The organism is Pantoea sp. ACRSC (genome assembly GCF_022346785.1).
Lineage (GTDB): Bacteria > Pseudomonadota > Gammaproteobacteria > Enterobacterales > Enterobacteriaceae > Pantoea > Pantoea alvi.
Genome location: NZ_JAKRNN010000004.1, coordinates 15,839 through 29,218, shown reverse-complemented (window position 1 = coordinate 29,218; position 13,380 = coordinate 15,839). Strand labels below are relative to the sequence as shown.

Annotated in this window: 12 protein-coding genes and 1 tRNA gene; 8 read left to right on the top strand and 5 right to left on the bottom strand. The window is 60.5% G+C overall.

Going from position 1 to position 13,380, the window contains the following annotated elements; genetic code table 11:
* Nucleotides 1–56 precede the first annotated feature (56 nt).
* The 6 genes from MHZ97_RS06300 (at nucleotide 57) to MHZ97_RS06275 (ending at nucleotide 6,589) form a co-directional block, all read left to right on the top strand.
* Nucleotides 57–1,466: an EmmdR/YeeO family multidrug/toxin efflux MATE transporter gene (locus MHZ97_RS06300; RefSeq protein WP_103796898.1), complete on the top strand. Its 1,410-nt coding sequence runs from the start codon at nucleotides 57–59 to the stop codon at nucleotides 1,464–1,466.
* 123 nt (nucleotides 1,467–1,589) lie between these two features.
* Nucleotides 1,590–1,760, top strand: a complete 171-nt coding sequence (locus tag MHZ97_RS06295; protein ID WP_239314135.1) for a hypothetical protein — start codon at nucleotides 1,590–1,592, stop codon at nucleotides 1,758–1,760.
* A gap of 123 nt (nucleotides 1,761–1,883) precedes the next feature.
* Nucleotides 1,884–3,686 (top strand): DNA/RNA non-specific endonuclease, encoded by a 1,803-nt coding sequence (locus tag MHZ97_RS06290; RefSeq protein WP_239314141.1) that lies wholly within the window; start codon nucleotides 1,884–1,886, stop codon nucleotides 3,684–3,686.
* Nucleotides 3,687–3,887: 201 nt separating this feature from the next.
* Entirely contained in the window at nucleotides 3,888–4,745 is an 858-nt protein-coding gene (locus MHZ97_RS06285) for a glucose 1-dehydrogenase (RefSeq protein WP_103796900.1), read from the top strand.
* An 18-nt stretch (nucleotides 4,746–4,763) separates the two neighbouring features.
* Nucleotides 4,764–5,828 carry a class I mannose-6-phosphate isomerase gene (locus MHZ97_RS06280; RefSeq protein ID WP_239314142.1) on the top strand — a complete coding sequence of 355 codons (1,065 nt, stop codon included), beginning with the start codon at nucleotides 4,764–4,766 and terminating at the stop codon, nucleotides 5,826–5,828.
* A gap of 8 nt (nucleotides 5,829–5,836) precedes the next feature.
* The gene (locus MHZ97_RS06275) at nucleotides 5,837–6,589 is read left to right on the top strand and encodes an alpha/beta fold hydrolase (RefSeq protein WP_239314143.1); all 753 of its coding nucleotides are present in this window, start codon (nucleotides 5,837–5,839) and stop codon (nucleotides 6,587–6,589) included.
* A gap of 152 nt (nucleotides 6,590–6,741) precedes the next feature.
* Here MHZ97_RS06275 and MHZ97_RS06270 read toward each other — a convergent pair.
* The 3 genes from MHZ97_RS06270 to MHZ97_RS06260 form a co-directional block, all read right to left on the bottom strand.
* Nucleotides 6,742–6,817, bottom strand: a tRNA-Asn gene (locus MHZ97_RS06270).
* Nucleotides 6,818–6,920: 103 nt separating this feature from the next.
* Entirely contained in the window at nucleotides 6,921–7,697 is a 777-nt protein-coding gene (mtfA, locus tag MHZ97_RS06265; RefSeq protein ID WP_103796903.1) for a DgsA anti-repressor MtfA, read from the bottom strand.
* A gap of 158 nt (nucleotides 7,698–7,855) precedes the next feature.
* Nucleotides 7,856–8,533 carry a hypothetical protein gene (locus tag MHZ97_RS06260; protein ID WP_103796904.1) on the bottom strand — a complete coding sequence of 226 codons (678 nt, stop codon included), beginning with the start codon at nucleotides 8,531–8,533 and terminating at the stop codon, nucleotides 7,856–7,858.
* Nucleotides 8,534–9,138: 605 nt separating this feature from the next.
* Between MHZ97_RS06260 and MHZ97_RS06255 the strand changes: the two genes are divergently transcribed.
* Together MHZ97_RS06255 and MHZ97_RS06250 are read left to right on the top strand one after the other, a co-directional pair.
* Nucleotides 9,139–9,837, top strand: coding sequence for a phosphohydrolase (locus MHZ97_RS06255; protein ID WP_103796905.1), 699 nt, complete (start codon nucleotides 9,139–9,141; stop codon nucleotides 9,835–9,837).
* 78 nt (nucleotides 9,838–9,915) lie between these two features.
* Entirely contained in the window at nucleotides 9,916–10,167 is a 252-nt protein-coding gene (locus tag MHZ97_RS06250) for an Arc family DNA-binding protein (protein WP_103796906.1), read from the top strand.
* 39 nt (nucleotides 10,168–10,206) lie between these two features.
* Here MHZ97_RS06250 and MHZ97_RS06245 read toward each other — a convergent pair whose 3' ends face one another.
* Nucleotides 10,207–11,790: a methyl-accepting chemotaxis protein gene (locus MHZ97_RS06245; protein ID WP_239314152.1), complete on the bottom strand. Its 1,584-nt coding sequence runs from the start codon at nucleotides 11,788–11,790 to the stop codon at nucleotides 10,207–10,209.
* A gap of 125 nt (nucleotides 11,791–11,915) precedes the next feature.
* Nucleotides 11,916–13,310 (bottom strand): DNA (cytosine-5-)-methyltransferase, encoded by a 1,395-nt coding sequence (gene dcm, locus MHZ97_RS06240; protein ID WP_239314153.1) that lies wholly within the window; start codon nucleotides 13,308–13,310, stop codon nucleotides 11,916–11,918.
* Between the last annotated feature and the right edge of the window lie 70 nt (nucleotides 13,311–13,380).

Genomic DNA, 13,380 nt, shown 5'->3' with positions numbered 1-13,380 from the left:
CCTGTCCAATCTGTTCTGATTTGGTTATTCCCTTGCAAAATCCTGGCGTAGCAGTGATGCAGGCGATAAAGCGCACCGCGTGGTATCCCAAACGACGCTTTTATCGCACGCTGTTCTGGCGTGAGATCACGCCACTGGCGGTGCCCATTTTCATCGAAAACCTGTGCGTGATGCTGATGGGGGTATTAAGCACATTTCTGGTGAGCTGGCTGGGCAAAGAGGCGATGGCGGGCGTTGGGCTGGCGGACAGCTTCAACATCATCATTATCTCTTTCTTTGCCGCCATCGATCTCGGCACGACGGTGGTAGTCGCCTTTAGCCTGGCGAAGCGCAACGGCAAGCGCGCCCGCGCGGCTACGCGTCAGTCGCTGGCGCTGATGACGGTGCTGTCGCTGGTGCTGGTGTTCGCCATCGAGCTGTGGGGGCATCTGATCATCGATCTGATCGCCGGCGGCGCGGAGCCAAAAGTCAAAGAGCTGGCGCTGAGCTATCTGCAGACCTCGGCGTGGAGCTATCCGGCGGCGGCGATTGCGCTGATCGGCAGCGGCGCGCTGCGCGGCGCGGGGAATACCAAAATCCCGATGCTGATCAACGGCGGGATGAATATCCTGAATATCGCCATCAGCAGCGTCTTGATCTACGGCGCCTTCTCCTGGGAAGGGCTGGGCTTTGTCGGCGCCGGGCTGGGGTTGACCATCTCGCGCTATATCGGCGCTATCGGCGTAATTTACGTGCTGATGATCGGTTTTAACGCCTCGCTGAAGATCAGCCTGCCGAGCTATTTCCGCCGCTGGGATTCGAAAATCCTGATGGAGGTGCTGGGTATCGGCGTCCCGGCGAGTATCGAATCGGTGCTGTTTAACGGCGGCAAGCTGCTGACCCAGGTGTTTGTGGCGGGCATGGGCACCGACGCTATCGCCGGCAACTTTATCGCCTTCTCTATCGCCTCGCTGATCAACCTGCCGGGCAACGCGCTGGGATCCGCCTCGACCATCATCACCGGCACTCGGCTGGGGCGCAATCAGGTCTATCAGGCGGAGCGGCAGATCAGGCATGTCTTCTGGCTGGCGAGCCTCTGTCTCTGCGTGCTGGCGTTTATGACCGTGCCGCTCTCCGGCGTGCTGGCGCGCTTCTATACCCGCGACCCGGACGTAATCAGCGTGACCCAGCATCTCATCTGGCTGAACGCCGCCTTTATGCCAATTTGGGCCGCCTCCTGGGTGCTGCCTGCCGGGCTGAAGGGGGCGCGCGACGCCCGTTACACCATGTACGTCTCGATGTTCAGCATGTGGGGGGCGCGCGTGGTGGTCGGCTACGTGCTGGGCATTATGCTCGGCATGGGGGTGGTCGGCGTCTGGCTCGGCATGTTCCTCGACTGGGCGGTGCGCGGCGTCTGCTTCTGGTGGCGGCTGAAGAGCGGCAAGTGGCTGGATAATTACCGCAAGATGGCGGCGAAGCAGCCGTAGCGCCAGGCTGACCGGCGCGGTCCACCGTTATCTGTTTTTCAGCAATAAAGCGCAGAAATTGATGGTTCAGTTACGGCTGCGCAGAGGGTTTACTGAATGCCTGACTGACGGAGGCTGAACCCGATGAAAACATTACTGCAGCTGTGGAAACAGCGCGTCGATGCCTGGCTGGCACCCCAGCACGACGCGCGCGTCGAGAGTGAGTTAAGCCTGGAGCAGGAGCTGTTGCTTCCCATTAGCCAGCTTTACGGCTTTGAATATTTTCCCTCGGTGCATCGCTACCATGAAAAATAGCGATCCCTGTTGTCGCTACCGGCGCTAAAGCCCGCTCCTACCCAGCGGGCTTTTTTTCGTCTGGGGTTCAGCCGCAGCGGCTATGGTTAAAAGGGCAGCATGCCTTTTATCCTGGAGAAGCGAATGAGCGATAAAGAGAGTGCCGCGTTGATTAGCACGCGGCTGGCACTGACCGCGCAGCAGCGTGCGCAGACCCGCGCCGCGCTGGCGCAGGGCGTAACGGCGGAGCCGGATCGCGGCCGCGCGCAGCGCTACGCCTTTCAGCAGCACGTGCGTCAGGAGGTGATTGTCGGCGGCAGCAACGATCTGCTGCCGATCGCTTTTTTAGCGCAGGGCCTGGCCTGCGCACGCGGCGTAGCGCTGCTGCGTGAAGATGGCGTGCCCGTCGGCAGCGCGTTTTTAACCCACGGCGGCCTGCTGGTCACCTGTCATCATCTGCTGCCGGCACCCCCTGCGTCGGGCCGCATTACCCTGCAGTTCGGCTGGCGGCGCACGGAAGCGGGCGAACTGGTGGACGGCGTCACCTTTGGCATCGATGCAGCGCGTTTTTTCCTCACCAGCCCCACCGATGAGCTGGACTGCACCCTGATTGCGCTGGGTGAGGTGATTGAGGGAGGCGGCGACGCGCCGCAGCCGCTGGCGCTTAACGATCGCAACGACAAGCATGCGCTGGGCATCAGCCTCAACCTTATCCACCATCCGGGCGGCGCGCCGCAGCAGATCACCTTGCGCAACAACGCGCTGCTGGCGCGTCACCAGCAGCTGCTGCACTATGCGGCCGACACCGACGGCGGCTCTTCCGGCGCACCGGTGTTCAACGACAGCTGGCAGCTGGTGGCGCTGCATCACGGCGGGGTCGAGAGCGACGACGGCTGGGTGAATGAAGGGATCCGCATCAGCGCTATTATCGACTGGCTGAAGGGCGAGCTGCCGCAGCTGCCTGCGCCGCAGCAGGCGCTGCTGATGCAGGCGCTCACCGGCAGCGACGGCGTGCCGCCGTATGCCACCGCCACCGCGCCGGAGAGCGGCTATGGCAACCGCGACGGTTTTCAGCCAGCGTTTCTTGAGGGCGCGCCGATCGATCTGGCGGCCATTATTGCGCCGCGCGCCGCCGAGGTGGCACCGCTGCGCGACGGCCGTCAGGGAGCGGAAGCGCAGCTCGACTATGAGCATTTTTCACTGCTGATGAACGCCGAGCGGCGGCTCGCCTTTTTTACCGCCACCAATATCGACGGCGCGCGCTATATCGCCATCGATCGCGGCAACGGCCAGCCATCGCTGCTGGAGGAGGGGGATCGCTGGGTGGAAGACAGCCGTATCGACAGCCGCTACGTCACCGGTCAGGCTTTTTACAGCGAGTTCAGCCGCTGGTTCGATCGCGGTCATCTCACGCGGCGCAGCGACCCCACATGGGGCACGGCGGCGGAAGCGGTGCGCGCTAACAAAGATACCTTTCACTTTACCAACTGTTCGCCGCAGCATTTTCGCTTCAACCAGAGCCTGCAGTACTGGCAGGGGGTAGAGCGCTATATCCTGGAGTCGGGCGTGCTGGAGTCGAAGCGGAAAATCAGCGTGCTGACCGGTCCGGTACTGAACGACCAGTGGCGGCAGTATGCTGAATGGCAGGTGCCGCTGATGTTCTGGAAGGTGGTGCTGCGCATTAACAGGGCAGGTCAGCCGCAGGCGACGGCGCTGCTGGTCAGCCAGGCGGATCTGCTGGATGAGCCGCGCCGCGTGCTGCCCCACGCCCAGACGGCGCCGCGCCCCAACGTCGATGAGTACCGCGTGACGGTCAGCGCGCTGGAGACGCTCACCGGGCTGAACTTCGCCGCTTTTCGCGACTGGGAGAGCTGGCAGCCGGATGAATCTCTGCTGGCGCAACCGCTGCCGGCGAAGCTGATTATGGACTGGGAAGATCTGCTGTAACCCTGCCTGCGAAAGCCCGCCCAGCCCCGGCTGTGCGGGCTTTTTTACGCCTCTTTTTTGATAAAATCGTTGTGCCTTCAAGCCGTTACGCTTAGCCATCGGACTTGCGATTCTGACATGGCTGCTACACTTAGGGCTCAAGGCTGATAACGATTCAGCTCCACTGACGAGCGTGAAAGAGTCGCTAAAAGGAGAGAAACTATGACAGATCGTCCCCAGAATCCTCATCAGGCGCAGCAGCAGACGTGGCCCGGCAGCTTCTTGAAAATGGACCCCAAACCCGATCATGGGGAAACCAGCTATCAGGGATCTGGCCGCCTGAAAGGTAAAACCGCCATTATTACCGGCGGCGACTCCGGCATCGGCCGCGCCGTTGCCATCGCCTACGCCCGGGAAGGCGCGGACGTGGTGATCTCCTATCTGGACGAGCATGAAGACGCAAAAGATACGGCGAAACTGGTTGAAGAGGCGGGTCAGCAGGCATTGCTGATCGCCGGCGACGTCACCGAAGCGGCACACTGCCGCAGCATCGTGGCGCAGACCGCCGAGCGCTTCGGCAAAATCGATATCGTCGTGAATAACGCCGCCTTCCAGATGACGCGCACCTCACTGGAGGAGATTGGCGATGACGAATTCGATCGCACCATGAAAACCAATCTCTACGCCATGTTCTATATCTGCAAGGCGGCGGTGCCCCATATGCCAGCTGGCGGATCCATTATTAATACCGCCTCGATCAATGCCGATCAGCCGAAGCCGAAGCTGCTGGCCTACTCCGCTACCAAAGCCGCTATCGTGAACTTTTCTGGCGGTCTGGCGGCGCTGCTGGCAGAGAAGGGCATTCGCGCCAACGCCGTGGCCCCTGGTCCTATCTGGACGCCGCTGATCCCTGCCACCATGCCGCCAGAGCAGGTGGAAAGCTTCGGCAGCGAAGTCCCGCTGGAGCGTATGGGACAGCCCGCCGAGCTGGCGCCAGCCTATGTGATGCTGGCCAGCGATGAAGGCAGCTATATTTCCGGTGCCACCATTGCGGTGACAGGCGGCGTCGCGGTTATCTGATTTCGTCCAGGAGGAGAGATGAACGCTTATCCTTTAAAACTGACTACGCCGCTCGCCACCCATATCTTTGGCGGCCAGCGTATCAGGGAGCAGTTGGGAAAAGCGGGGCTGCCTGAGACGCGCGTGGCGGAGAGCTGGGAAATCAGCGACGTGGACGGCATGATCGCCACCGTCACCAACGGCGAGCTGGCGGGCCAGACGCTGCGCCAGCTCACCGAACGCTACCCTGACGAGATGGTCGCCCCTGGCTGGCGCGGCCCCTTTTTTCCGCTGCTCAGCAAGTTTATCGACGGAACCGGCATGCTGCCGGTTCACCTGCACGCTAATGACGCGCTGGCGCAAAAGCTCGAGCAGCAGCCGAACGGCAAAAGCGAAGCCTGGCATATTCTCTGGGCCGCCCCTGACGCCACCTGCCTGCTGGGGGTGCGTGACAGCGTGGATAACGCCCGGCTAAAAGCTGCACTGCTGGCGCAGGATTACGATGCGGTAATGCATCGTGTACCGGTGAAGGCGGGCGACACCTTTTATGTGCCCGGTGGCATGCTGCACAGCTTCGGTCCCGATACGCTGATCTATGAGATTGAGCAGACCTCCAATATCCAGCAGCATGCGATGCCGTGGCGCATGGAGGATGGCTCGCGCCTCTCTCAGCAGGAGTGGGAGAAGAATATCGATGCGCTGCTGGAGGAGCTACGGCCAGCGCTGCGCTGCACGCCGCAGCCCGGACTGGCGCTGGAGGCCGCGGGGCTGACGCGGCTGTTCTGCTGCGCAGGCCCCTATTTTGCGCTGGAGCGCTGGCGCTTTAGCGAGCCGCAGCAGTTTAGCTTCGATAGCGCGCGGATTGTTTCCAACCTCGGCGAGCCGTTAACGGTCGAGGCGAATGGCGTCAGCGTCACGCTGGGCCGCGCTGAATCGCTGCTGCTGCCCGCCGCGCTGCAGGAGGTGAGGTTGCGCGACGCCGGGGAGCTGCTGATTGGCTATGTGCCGGATCTGGCGCGCGAGGTGGTTGCCCCGCTGCGTCAGGCGGGATATAGCGAGGCGGCGATTGCGCGGCTGGGCGACATTCACGGCACCATGATATAGGAGGTTCTATGCTGCCTTACAGCTTGCAGGGAGAGGGCGAGACGACATTTGTGCTGATGCATTATCTGGGTGGATCGCATCGCACCTGGTTTTCAGTGCTGCCCTGGCTGGACCGCGCCGCCCGCTGCGTAGCGCTGGATATGCCCGGCTTTGGTGAGGCGTCAGACCAGGATGGCTATGATGTGGCCGCTATGGCGGATCGGGTTGATGAAACCCTTCGCCAGCTGCAGCTGGAGAAGGTGATTCTTGTTGGCCACTCAATGACCGGCAAAGTGGCTCTGGCGCTTGCCGCCCGCCGGCCCGATTACCTTCAGCGGCTGGTGCTGGTGGCACCATCGCCGCCCGGGCCACAGCCGATGAGCGAGCAGGATCGCCAGGCGCAGGCCGCCTTTGATGGCTCGCGCCAGCAGGCGGAGGCCTTTGTCGACGGCGCCTGCTCCGCGCGCCTGCCGGACGTGCTGCGCGAGGTGGCGATAGCCGATGCACAACACGCCGCGCCAGCCGCTTTTCGCGCCTGGGCGCTGCACGGCAGCCGCGAAGATCTGCGCGAGCAGATTGGCCGTCTTGAGCTGCCCGCCATGATGGTTCTCGGCAGCGAGGATGGCAACGTGCCGGGCGTTGAGGATCAGCTTGAGGTGATGCGCACCCATCTGCCGCAGGGAGAGCTGGAGATTATCGACGGCGCCGGGCATCTGCTGCCGATGCAGACGCCCCAGGCGCTGGCGGAGCGGATGCTGGCGTTTGCACAGCGCGATCTCTGAGTCCGCAAGCCAGGCGTTAAAATCAAAAAGCCCGCTCAGGTTGCTCTGAGCGGGCTTTTTGCAAAGGGGGAAAAAAGCGTCGCCGCTGCGACTAGTCATCGTCGTCCGCAGCGGAAAGCAAAAAGCCTGCTCGTAAGCAGGCTTTTTAAATTTGGCTCCTCTGACTGGACTCGAACCAGTGACATACGGATTAACAGTCCGCCGTTCTACCGACTGAACTACAGAGGAATCGTTTCGATGGAGCGCATATTAATGGCCGCGCTCCGGCCTGTCAACAGCGAAAAACACATTAGCATTCAACTGGCTAGCTTTGCAGCAAAGCGATCGCGAATTAAGCGTCGCGGGATGAAAAACCGTCAAAACGCGGCAGCGGATGCTGACGATAAAACTGGCTCAGGTGGTGATACATCGCCGGGAAGCGCTCATAGAGCAGATCGGGCGCGGTGAAAAAGTATTCAGAGAGCACGGCGAAACACTCGGCGGGGTCGCTGGCGGCGTAGGGATCGATGGTGGCGGCCTGTTCGCCCACCAGCTCAACTTCATTTTCAATCTCATCCATGGCGGCGCGCAGATCTTTCTCCCACAGCGCCACATCGCGCAGCGCCATTACCGGTATACCGCTGGTATAGCCACGGCCGCGCGCGTCGAGCTTGTGCGCCACCTCATGGATCACCAGGTTGTAGCCAGAGAGATCGAACGCATCCTGCAGATCGAGCCAGTTAAGCACAATCGGTCCCTGCGTCCAGCTCTGCCCGGCATGGACGGCGGCGGCGTGATGCACCAGCCCCTGCTCATCTTCCCAGCTGTCGGCGACCTCGAAGGGTTCCGGGTAGATCAGCACGTCGTGAAAGCCATCGAGCCACTCCAGCCCCAGCTTCAGCACCGGCAGGCAGAACAGCAGGGCGAGGCGCGCGCTGTGCAGCGCGTCAAGCTCCACCTCCTGCAGCGGCACCAGCTTCTTCTGCTGCAGGAAACGCTGCGCCATGCCGATCAGCGCCTGCTGTTCATCCTCATCCAGCCAGCTGAACACCGGCTGCGCCAGCGCCTGTCGCCAGGGAAGATCGGCGACGGAGGTGCGGTTCTCGTTTTTCCACGGCCATTTAAACATCGCAATACTCGCTGACGAACTACCCGCGCTATCCTGACCGCCAGAAAAAATGCCAGCATCCAAAGCGGTCGCTGGCACCTTAATCTGACTGCAGGGATGAGAGCTGTCTATTCAACCACTTAGCATGCAATTTGTCTGTGATTCAGCGCGCAAAGCGCTTAATTGCGCGCGACGCGCTCAAATTCAATAACCCAGACCCAGGGATTTACTTCCCAGCTGGTGGCGCCGTACTGCTTCTGCCACGCCTTACGATAAGCCTCTTTAGGCGTCTCTGCATTCATATTCATGGTGAAGAAGTTATTGAGGAAGTGCGAATCGGTCTGCACGCCTTCCGCCATAATGTCATCGTCGCTGATATCCTGGATTTTTTCCGCGCGCACGGCGGTGATCTGCAGGTTGATACGGCTGGCCCAGCGCGGCATATGAATGGCGGTCTGCCAGCCGAACTGATCGGCTTCCGGGCCGCTCTGGGCGTGATGTCCCAGCTCGTTATTATCGGCGCGGTACTGGCAAAAGGCTGGCAGGCGGAACGGCGCCGGATCGCGCTCATACTCCGCCAGATCGCTTTCCGGCACGATAGGGCCGCGCCAGGTTTCACGCACCCACAGGATATCGCCCGGCTTGCCGTAAGGGCAGTGCTGGCTGATATCGGCCATCGACATCAGTTTATAGCCATGAAGATGGTTAGCGTTGACATCAAACGCGTGAACGCCCTCATGATGATCCTGACCGGGTCCGAAAGACTGGGTTTTCATGATGCGCCGGGTTTGGGTCTGCTGGCCAACCAACAGGGCGCGAACCCGCTGTTCGGAAAAAAGAATCGGCCGTTCTTTCATTGATTACCTCTGAATATAAATAGAACCCGGTGGACACACACTAAACCGCTGTCTTGCGCCTGCGTGCAGCTTTGATAATTTTACATCAATCTGCTTAACACTTTGTCGACTTACAGTAACGGCAACACAACGATTTGCCTTTAGGAAAAAGCGAAAATGCAAAAAACGCACCAGTCCGAGTCTACTAAGTGGTCCCTTACCTGGTATAACCCAGATACAGTACGTTATATCGGACGTTTTTGAAACCTTTTCAGATTCTTTAACCTTCACAAGGCGTAGATATCCTGATTGAGCCTGAGGGTTGAGACCGGCAGGCAGCCTCTCCGGGTTGGGGTATAGCGAGTCAGTTTTGCCGGATATTAATAAGTTTTGCTTAAGCTAAATGATATGGGGTAATGCTGAAAATTTGCGAAAGGCTGGGATAATGGTTGAATTAGCGCTATAACTCGATTTCGGTCCCATTTTTTCCGAATCATTTTTTATTACGGCGCATTTTACACCACCCTGTATCAAAAATTTGTCATCAACCAGTCGGTAAGATGACGTCCCACTGCGTAGGGTCCGCTGTTAAGACCGCTACCCAAACATTAACAGGGAGATAAGCCATGACGCTCTCACTCTGGCAAACGCGCTTCGAAAGCTGGTTTCAGATTAACTGGATTCACGATGACAAGGCGCACGATATTGCCCATTTGCGCCGCGTCTGGATGAGCGCACAGCGTATTATGGCAGGCAGCGACGCCAGCCCGCTGGTGGTGCTTACCGCCTGCTACTTTCACGATGTGGTCAACCTGCCGAAAAACCATCCTGAACGCCATCTCGCTTCAACCTACGCCGCCGAAGAGACGACGCGCATCCTGACGCAGGATTTCCCTGACTTTCCCGCCGCGCTGATCCCGGCGGTGGCGCACGCGGTGAAGGCACATAGCTTCAGCGCCGCCATCGCACCGGAAAGCCTGGAGGCGAAAATTGTGCAGGACGCCGATCGGCTTGAATCGCTGGGCGCTATCGGGCTGGCGCGCGTCTTCTATACGGCTGGCGCGCTCAACCGGCCGCTGTTTGATAATGAGGATCCGCTCGGCAAGATGCGCGAGCTTAACGACGTCAACTGGACGCTGGATCACTTTCAGAAGAAGCTGCTGCGGCTGCCCGATACCATGCAGACCGAGGCGGGCAGGGCGCTGGCGCAGCATAACGCGGACTTTCTGGTGCACTATATGGCCAAGCTATGCGCCGAGCTGCAGGGCAATCTCACCAGCTTTGACGAATCGGTGCTGCGCGATTTCAGCCCCTTACGCGCCTAATATTAAATTTTTATGACAGTCTGTTAAATGTTCGTTGCTTCCGCTACGTTGATGAAAATAAACGAAGGGAGTAAAGGAATGACTGAGACGGTAAATTTGACGATTAAGATTGATCCCGCGCTGAAAGAGCAGCTTAAACAGCTGGCGCAGGAGAATCAGATCTCAATGAGTCAGGAGATTGTTCAGCGTTTACAGGAGAGCCTGCTGCCACCCAGCGCATCGGCGGTAGACAACCAGGATACGGCGGAAACCGCGTCCAGTGCTTTTTCCGCCGACGAGGTCAAACAGCTCCGTGCTCTGCTAAAGAAACAGAGCAAGAAGAAGAAATAATCAGAACCCGTCGCGAGACGGGTTTTTTATGGGCGGCGCTCAGGCCTGACCGATGCGGAACTGTTGTACGCTTTGCGCCAGGCGCGCCGCCTGCTGCTGCAGCGCATCCGCCGCACGCTGCTGCTGCGCGCTGAGTCCGGCGCTGGCCTGCAGCGTCTCGTCCAGCTTGTGGATTTCGGCGGCAATATGGCTGACGCGCGTGCTTTGCGCCGTGGCGTTCTGCTGCAGCGCCTGCAGCTGCGCGGCGATAGCGGTAACCGCGCCGCTGATGGTCTGAAACAGCGCCTCCAGCACCTTGACCTTGCTAAAGCCCTGGGCAACATGCTGCTGCGTATGCTGGATCAAACCGTCGATGCGCTGCGTCGATCCGCTGCTCTGGCTGGAGAGCAGGCCAATCTCCTTCGCCACCACCGAGAAGCTGCGGCCGTAGACGCCGGCGTGTGCCGACTCAATCGCCGCGTTAAGCGCCAGCAGGCGCGTTTGCAGCGACAGGCTCTCCAGCATCTCGACGATGCCGGCGATATCCCCTGAGGCAGCGACAATCTGGCGCATCTGCGTCTCCATCTCATCCACCCGCGATACGCATTGCTGCATCAGCTGGTCGGCGTCATACGCCTGTTGGGTCGCCTGCTGCGACACCTGCGCGCTGCTCTCTACCTCATCCGCCACGCGACGCAGCCGCTGCGACAGATGGGTAAAGCTGGCGTTCTGCGCCTGATGCTGCTCGCTAACGCGCGCGTTGTGCTGCTGCATCTCGCCTGCGCCCGCCGCCACGCTGGCGGCAATGGTGTTGATCTCATAGACGATATGGCACAGCCCCTGGCGCATCTCCGCCATGGCGCTGAACAGCTGCTGCGTTTCACGCGGCTGCAGACGTCCGGCGGCAGGGGGCGGCTGCAGGTCGCCGGTGGCGATGCGCTGCAGCTGGCCGCTGGCGTGACGCAGCGGCGCGATGACGCCGCGCGCCAGCAGCACGCCGCCCACCAGCAGTAGCGCGAACAGCAGCGCGCTGACCAGCAGCGAGAGATTGCGGCTGTGGGTCATGCTCGCCAGCATACTGCGGTTGACTGCGCTAAGCTGCTGGTTCGCCGCGTCAATTTCCGCGAACCAGGCGTCGTTGAACTGCTGCTGCCAGGCCTGCATCGGCACCATAAAAAAGGCGTCGATCTGGTTATCCTTCAGCCCTTTCAGCTGCTCTTCCAGCCCCTGCGCCAGCAGCGTAAAGGCCTGTGCCAGTGCGCTTTTCTCATCGGCGCGGTAGCAGGCGAACAGCGTTTTCGCCTGCTGCAGCGAGGCGCTGGCGCTCTCTGCCAGGCTTTTCCAGCTATCAACCGAGCCGCTCTGCTGATCCTGCATCAGATAGATGCCCGCGCGGTGGCTGCTGTCGCTGGCGGTGAGCAGTTCGATGCGCGCCTTATCGAGCAGGGCCAGTCTTTCCCGTAGTTGCGCCGTTTGCGCCAGCGTACTCTGGGTATGACTGACCTGCGCCGCGAGCAGCGCGACGCCCAGCGCCTGCAGCAGGCAGAAAAGGATAACGAACAGGGTGAAGTTTCCGCGTAAACTCCTGAGCCAGCCGGGTAATCCCGGCATTCGCAGGCGAAAGCGGCGAGTAAAAAGAGTCATAGAAGCAATCGCGCAGCCTGAAAATAAAAAGCGAGTATTCGCCGGTTGCGTGACAGCATTGTGACAGCGGGCGCATTCGCAGCAAAACAGCATAATGCGCGCGACTAAGCTAAACTCTGGACCCGTTACGCCTGATTTATCTGCCTGATACAGGGCAGCAGCAGCTTCGCCACCGCGGCGAAAACCGGAACCACCACCGAATTGCCGAACTGCTTATAGGCCTGGGTATCGGAAACCGGAATGCGGAAGCGGCGCTCGCCCGGCGCTTCAAAGCCCATCAGGCGCGCGCACTCGCGCGGCGAGAGACGGCGCGGTCGGCGCGCCATATTGTCGGCGTTGCTAAAGTCCGCTTCGCCCAGCGCGCGATCCCATCCGCGGTCGATAAGGATTTCCGAGCCGTCTTTGTAGTAGCGCGCCGAGAGGGTGCGGACGCAGACGTCAGCCTGACGCGGATCGTTCAGCCCGAAGCCAAAGCCGTTGCCTTTCGCTTTATGTTTTCTGGCGTAGTCGTAGAGGTAGCGCCAGAGCTGGGCGGAGAGAATATATTTCTCCTCCGGCTCGGGCTCCAGCAGGCTCTGCAGGGTCGGCACCTGAGCCGGGTAGAGCTGCTGGATCTGGCGCAGCGACAGCGACTTGCTGAAGGGATAGTCGCGGCGGATACCGACCAGCACGATGCGTTCGCGGTGCTGCGGCAGAAAATGGCGCGCGTCGATGATTTTTGCGTCGGGCGCGGTGGCATCGGCGTCCGCCACGTCGTAGCCCAGCTCATCCAGCGTCGCCATAATCACGGCGAAGGTGCGGCCCTTATCGTGGCTTTTGAGATTTTTAACATTCTCCAGCACGAAGATCGGGGGCTTTTTGGCGGCGATGATGCGCGCCACGTCGAAAAACAGCGTGCCCTGCGCTTCGCACTCAAAGCCATGCGCGCGGCCCAGCGCGTTCTTTTTGCTGACGCCCGCCAGCGAAAAAGGCTGGCAGGGAAAGCCAGCCAGCAGCACCTGATGGTCAGGGATCGCCGCGTCAATATGGCGATAGATATCCGCCTCGTCGCGCAGGCCATCAGGCTGGGTAATCAGGCGGATATCGGTGTTGAAGCGGTGCTCTTGCGGATCGCTATAGTGATTCGCCTTGTAGGTGCGCACCGCCTCTTTGTTCCACTCGCTGGTAAAAACGCACTTTCCGCCGATGGCGTCGAAGCCGCGGCGGATGCCGCCAATGCCCGCGAAGAGATCGATAAAGCGAAACAGCGGATTGTCGTAGTGCGCCGGACGCGCCGGCAGCAGGCCGCGCAGCAGCGTTAATTCACCTTCGCTCAGCGGCGGCAGCGCGCTTTTGTTTTGCCGCAGACGGGTCAGCTGCTGCGGCGTCCAGTCGCGGAAGCCCGCCTGATGAAAGGCGGCGGCTAAATCGCGCGCGGCGTAAATCGCCAGCGCCTGGCGCATCAGGTCAGCCGTTTCGCTATCGGCAGAGAGCAGGGGAGAAGCGGGTTCCGTCATTGCGGTGGCGTCATCGGCAAGCATGCGTTTTTCCTTAACTGTGAACGGGCTATGCTAACACTCCTCTGGCTGCGAAGAAATTGGCGCACGATGC

Bases quoted from the DNA above. Each gene is read 5' to 3' on its own strand.
- MHZ97_RS06275 (WP_239314143.1), top strand. From the start codon at position 5,837: ATGCTGCCTTACAGCTTGCAGGGAGAGGGCGAGACGACATTTGTGCTG.
- dcm (WP_239314153.1), bottom strand. From the start codon at position 13,310: ATGCTTGCCGATGACGCCACCGCAATGACGGAACCCGCTTCTCCCCTG.
- MHZ97_RS06300 (WP_103796898.1), top strand. From the start codon at position 57: ATGCAGGCGATAAAGCGCACCGCGTGGTATCCCAAACGACGCTTTTAT.
- MHZ97_RS06255 (WP_103796905.1), top strand. From the start codon at position 9,139: ATGACGCTCTCACTCTGGCAAACGCGCTTCGAAAGCTGGTTTCAGATT.
- MHZ97_RS06250 (WP_103796906.1), top strand. From the start codon at position 9,916: ATGACTGAGACGGTAAATTTGACGATTAAGATTGATCCCGCGCTGAAA.
- MHZ97_RS06285 (WP_103796900.1), top strand. From the start codon at position 3,888: ATGACAGATCGTCCCCAGAATCCTCATCAGGCGCAGCAGCAGACGTGG.
- MHZ97_RS06290 (WP_239314141.1), top strand. From the start codon at position 1,884: ATGAGCGATAAAGAGAGTGCCGCGTTGATTAGCACGCGGCTGGCACTG.
- MHZ97_RS06280 (WP_239314142.1), top strand. From the start codon at position 4,764: ATGAACGCTTATCCTTTAAAACTGACTACGCCGCTCGCCACCCATATC.
- MHZ97_RS06295 (WP_239314135.1), top strand. From the start codon at position 1,590: ATGAAAACATTACTGCAGCTGTGGAAACAGCGCGTCGATGCCTGGCTG.
- mtfA (WP_103796903.1), bottom strand. From the start codon at position 7,697: ATGTTTAAATGGCCGTGGAAAAACGAGAACCGCACCTCCGTCGCCGAT.
- MHZ97_RS06245 (WP_239314152.1), bottom strand. From the start codon at position 11,790: ATGACTCTTTTTACTCGCCGCTTTCGCCTGCGAATGCCGGGATTACCC.
- MHZ97_RS06260 (WP_103796904.1), bottom strand. From the start codon at position 8,533: ATGAAAGAACGGCCGATTCTTTTTTCCGAACAGCGGGTTCGCGCCCTG.